This window comes from Halolamina salina (assembly GCF_042678005.1).
In the GTDB taxonomy this organism is placed as follows: domain Archaea; phylum Halobacteriota; class Halobacteria; order Halobacteriales; family Haloferacaceae; genus Halolamina; species Halolamina salina.
Map to the genome: position 1 here is coordinate 27,885 of NZ_JBHUDH010000016.1, position 4,998 is coordinate 32,882.

The window sequence follows — 4,998 nt, forward strand, 5'->3', positions numbered from 1 at the left end:
GACTTCACCAAGACGGACCCGCGGTCCGTCGTGGAGACGACGACGAGGTCGCCGCCGTCGCCGGCATCGACGAGGACCGCTCCTCGTGGCTGCTCACCGTGACCGAGAACGGCTACGGCAAGCGCTCGGACCTCGACGCCTACCGCGTCCAGTCCCGCAACGGGAAGGGGCTGATCGACATCAAGACCAACGACCGCAACGGCCGCGTCACCGCGCTGGACGCGGTCGGGCCGGGCGATCACCTCGTGACGATGAGCGAGGACGGGCAGATCATGCGCTGCCCCGTGGAGGACCTCTCGATCGTCGGCCGGAACACGATGGGTGTGACGGTGATGGATCTCGAGGACGGCGACCGCGTGGCCGCCGTCGACGTGATCGACGCCGACCGGATCGCGGACGACGAGTAAGCGCTCCGCGCTCTCCCCGTTTTTCGAACGTTCCGCCGCGTCCAGCGTCTCCAGACATCCCACAATTTGCAGAATCCCTCGACTGCGTGGGCCGTCCGTCGGCCGCGGCGGTCACACAAAGCCTATCTCCCGGCCATCGGAGGGAGAACCATGCCTGGAGCCATCGTCAGTCGGGGCGAACGGGTGTCGCTCCGGACCGTCGAGGAGGAGGACTGCGCGTTCTGTCAGCGCGCGTCGGCCAACCCAGATATTCGGATCCCGATCGGGAACCCCCTGCGGAGCCGGGCCGAGCTCGGCGACGTGGCCGAGTCGGAGGGGGATCAGTTCCTCGTCTGTCTGGACGACGCCGGACCGGGATCGCCTGAGGAGTCGGCGGTCACCCGGCTCGGCTGGGTCGGCGTCGAGGACATGAGCTACCGCCGGCCGGAGCTCTCCTACTGGCTCGCGCCCGAGTACCACGGCGAGGGGTACGGCAGCGAGGCGGTGGGGCTCGCGGTCGACTACACGTTCGCGACGTACGACCACCCGGCCGTGGGCGCGATCGCGTACGACTTCAACGACGCCTCGCGGGGGCTGCTGGAGTCGCTCGGCTTCGAGCAGGAGGGACGCGTCCGCCGGGACCGGTTCATCGACGGCGAGTACGTCGACACGATCCACTACGGGCTGTTGCGGGAGGAGTGGCGGGAGTAGCCAGATTGCAGACGCGAGCGAACGGACGTGAGCGAGTGGGCCGAGGAGCGACCGCAGGGGGTGACGAGGCTTTCGCCAGCGAGGCGCCTTTGGCGCCGAGCGCAGGGGAAGGCCGTCGAGTAAGTTACTTCCCCGCTCCCCCAAAACGCCCGACGTATGGAAACGAGCGAGGGGTTCGACGAGGTCGTCCACGAGCCGGATCGGGAGTTCGTGGAGTCGACCAACGTCTGGCAGTTCATGCAGGCGTACGGCATCGACGACTACGAGGAGCTGATCGAGCGCACCACGACCGAGATCGAGGGCGAGCCGGCGTCGGGCGTCGACTGGTTCTGGGACGAGATGCCCGACTACCTCGACGTGGAGTTCTACGAGGAGTACGACACCGTCCGTGACGACAGCGACGGGCCGCAGTTCACCGACTGGTATCCCGGCGGCGAGATCAACATCGCCCACAACACGCTGGACCGGTACGCCGAGGCCGACGCTCCCGAGCGCAACAAGGTCGCCTGCATCTGGGAGGGCGAGGACGGCGAGGTCGACGAGCGGACGTTCCACGACCTCTACCGGCAGGCAAACCGCGTCGCGAACTACCTCGAGGAGGCCGGGATCGAGACCGGCGACACCGTCGGCCTCTACATGCCGATGGTGCCGGAGGTGATCTCGATTCTCTACGGCTGTTTCAAGGTCGGCGCGATCGCGGTGCCGATCTTCTCCGGCTTCGGCGTCGAGGCGACCGCGACCCGCATCGACGACGCCGAGCCCTCGGTGCTGTTCACCGGCGATGGCTTCTACCGCCGCGGGAACCCCATCCGGCTGAAGGAAGGCGCCGACGAGGCGATCGAGCAGGCCGGCCACATCGAGAACGTGGTCGTGTTCGACCGGCTCGGCGATCGTGAGAACCCCGACGTCGAGGTTCCGTGGAACGACGACCGCGACGAGTGGTGGGGCGACACCGTCGCCGAGCAGGACGGCGAGTACGACACCAAGTCGCTGCCGTCGGATCAGGAGTCGATGCTGCTGTACTCCTCCGGCACCACGGGCGAGCCGAAGGGGATCGTCCACACCCACGCCGGCGTGCTGATCCAATGTGCGAAGGAGATCCACTTCGGCTTCGACCAGAAGGCGTCCGACCGCTTCTTCTGGGTCAGCGACATCGGCTGGATGATGGGACCGTGGACGCTGATCGGGAACCACCACTTCGCGGGCACGACGTTCATGTACGAGGGCGCGCCCGACCACCCGCACCCGGGGCGGTTCTGGGAGATGATCGAGGAACACGGGATCACCACGTTCGGCGTCTCCCCGACCGCGATCCGCGCGCTTCGCAAGCACGGCGACGACGTGGTCGAGCAGTACGATCTCTCCAGTCTCCGACTGCTCGGCTCGACCGGCGAGCCGTGGGACCCCGAGTCGTGGATGTGGTACTACGAGCAGGTCGGCGGCGGCGAGGCGCCGATCATCAACATCTCCGGCGGCACCGAGATCTGTGGCTGTTTCCTGATGCCGCTGCCGATCAACGACCTCAAGCCCGGCACGCTGGGCGGCCCGGGGCTGGGGATGGACATCGACATCGTCGACAACGACGGCAACTCCGTCAAGGAGGACCACGAGCGCGGCTACCTCGTCGCGCGTGACTCCTGTCCGTCGATGACCAAGAGCCTCTGGTCGGGCGACGAGCGCTACCTCGAGGAGTACTGGTCGACGTGGGACGATCTCTGGGACCACGGCGACTTCGCCCAGAAGGACGAGGAGGGGTTCTGGTTCCTCCACGGCCGCGCCGACGACGCGCTCAACGTCGCCGGCCGGAAGGTCGGTCCCGCCGAGATCGAGGGCGTGCTCGTGGAACACGACGACGTGAATCAAGCCGCTGCGGTGGGTGTCCCCGACGACACCACCGGCACCGCGGTCGTGACCTACGTCATCCCCGAGGAGGGCGTCGAGCCGAGCGACGAACTCGCCGAGGAGCTACGGGCGCTGGTGGGCGAGGAGCACGGCAAGCCGTTCCGCCCCCGCGAGGTGCTGTTCGTCGATGAGTTCCCGAAGACGCAGTCCGGCAAGGTGATCCGCCGCGCGATCGAGGCGGCGTACAAAGGGGAGGACCCCGGCGACCTCTCCTCGATGGAGAACCCCGAGGCGTTCGACGAACTGCAAGACGCGTCGTAGCGGCCGACCCGCTCGTTTTCACGGCCAGTCGTCGGTGGCTGTTCGCCTCACCGACACCGTCAGTCGTCGCCGACTGCTCGTCACGGCGACACCGTCAGTCGTCGCCGACTGCTCGTCACGGCGACACCGTCAGTCGTCGCCGACTGCTCGTCACGGCGACACCGTCAGTCGTCGGCGGGTGAGGCACTCGCCCCCTCACCGCCCCAGACGCCGCTCGCGAAGTCGACCGCCCCGTTCCACTTGGCGACGACCGTGGTCACCGCGAGGTCGCCGGAGATGTTGGTCATCGTGCGCAGTCGATCGAGGATCGGGTCGACGCCGGCGACGAACCCGACCACTTCCAGCGGCAGCCCCAACTGGGTCAGCACCAGCGTCAGCATGATCAGCCCCGTCCCCGGGACGCCCGCGGCGCCGATGCTTGCGAGCACTGCGACGACGACGACCGTGAACTGTTCGGGCAGCGTCAGCGAGACGCCGACCAAGTTCGCGGCGAAGATTGCCGCAACTCCTTGGTACAGCGCGGTGCCGTCCATGTTGATCGTCGCGCCCAGCGGGAGCGAGAAGCTGTAGACGCTCTCGTCGATCTTGAGGTTCTCGTCGGCGTCGTTCATCGTCACCGGCAGCGTCCCCGACGAGGAGCGGATCGACAGCGCGGTGATCAGCGCCTCGCGGCCGCCGCGCAGGAACTTGATCGGCGACTGACCGGAGAGCAGCATCACCAGCCCGGCCAGGTGGACGACGGCGATGTGCAGGCTCACGGCGAGCAGCAGCGTCAGGATCAGCAGCGCGAACGGGACGATCGCGTCGACGCCCGCCTGCCCGAACACGGACGCCATCAGCGCGAACACGCCGAGCACGCCGTACTCCATCACACCCCAGACGACCTTGAACATCGCTTCGGCGCCGGCCTCCGCGAGGTTGTAGAAGCTCTCGATCCCCTCGCTGACCTGCTCGGAGACGCCCTCGGACTCCTCGACGACCGCCAGCGCGTAGCCGAACACGATGACGAAGAAGATGACCGGGAGGATGTCGCCCTCGGCCATCGCGCCGATCGGGTTCGAGGGGACGATCCCCAGGATCACTTCGACGATGTCGGGCGCCTCGGCCTCCATCGCCTCGCCGCCGGTCAGTTCGAGGTTCTCGCCGGGGTTGATGAGGTTCGCCACCAGCAGCCCGAAGGCGACGGCGAGCCCGGACGTGACGGCGTACAGTCCCACGACCTGCCCACCGATCCGACCGAGCTTGCTCGGTGTCAGCCGTCTCGCCCCCATCAGCAGCGTGAACACGATGATGGGGACGATCAGCATGCTCAGCATCTGGACGAACAGGTCCCCCAGCGGCTGGAGCCGTGTCGCGGGCTGTCCGACCGCGAGCCCGACGATCGAGCCGAGGAGGAACGCCGCCCCGATGCGATACACGATCGGTACCGACCGATACCGGGACCAGTATCTGCCAACTGTACTCATGTTCCGCCGCTTCTTCCGGGCACCCGGACTTAAACCATCGCCCGGTGGCGACCACGGCCGCTAGCTCCGTCGGGTCGATCCGCCGCCGGTCAGTCCCGGGAAAGCACGATCTCGCTCGGTTCGACGGTCGCCGACTCTGGGGCGTTGCCCGCTGCGACCGCGAGATCGCCGGCTGGCTCTGTTGCCGTCCTCCCCGGCTCGGCGAGCACGACACAGCCGCCGACCAGCAGCGGCGCGAGCACGCCGGCGACGACGGCGGCCGGGTCGGCGAG

Annotated in this window: 4 protein-coding genes and 1 pseudogene; 3 read left to right on the forward strand and 2 right to left on the reverse strand. The window is 67.8% G+C overall.

Going from position 1 to position 4,998, the window contains the following annotated elements:
- The 3 genes from ACFR9S_RS02320 to ACFR9S_RS02330 all read left to right on the forward strand — a co-directional run.
- On the forward strand, positions 1–407 hold a 407-nt coding region (locus tag ACFR9S_RS02320), incomplete at its 5' end, for a DNA gyrase C-terminal beta-propeller domain-containing protein (RefSeq protein ID WP_379817981.1).
- 150 nt (positions 408–557) lie between these two features.
- Entirely contained in the window at positions 558–1,097 is a 540-nt protein-coding gene (locus ACFR9S_RS02325) for a GNAT family N-acetyltransferase (protein WP_379730778.1), read from the forward strand.
- A gap of 156 nt (positions 1,098–1,253) precedes the next feature.
- Positions 1,254–3,260, forward strand: coding sequence for an AMP-binding protein (locus tag ACFR9S_RS02330; protein WP_379730779.1), 2,007 nt, complete (start codon positions 1,254–1,256; stop codon positions 3,258–3,260).
- A 164-nt stretch (positions 3,261–3,424) separates the two neighbouring features.
- On the opposite strand, the gene ACFR9S_RS02335 is transcribed toward ACFR9S_RS02330, so the two are convergent.
- Both ACFR9S_RS02335 and ACFR9S_RS02340 read right to left on the reverse strand, forming a co-directional pair.
- A complete protein-coding gene (locus tag ACFR9S_RS02335) occupies positions 3,425–4,726 on the reverse strand; it encodes a dicarboxylate/amino acid:cation symporter (protein WP_379817982.1) in 1,302 nt (433 codons plus the stop codon).
- Positions 4,727–4,815: 89 nt separating this feature from the next.
- Positions 4,816–4,998, reverse strand: a pseudogene (locus ACFR9S_RS02340) (hypothetical protein); the annotation flags it as partial.

What these genes read in the sequence shown, in the direction of transcription:
- ACFR9S_RS02335 (WP_379817982.1), bottom strand. Translation starts at nt 4,726, where the DNA reads ATGAGTACAGTTGGCAGATACTGGTCCCGGTATCGGTCGGTACCGATC.
- ACFR9S_RS02325 (WP_379730778.1), top strand. Translation starts at nt 558, where the DNA reads ATGCCTGGAGCCATCGTCAGTCGGGGCGAACGGGTGTCGCTCCGGACC.
- ACFR9S_RS02330 (WP_379730779.1), top strand. Translation starts at nt 1,254, where the DNA reads ATGGAAACGAGCGAGGGGTTCGACGAGGTCGTCCACGAGCCGGATCGG.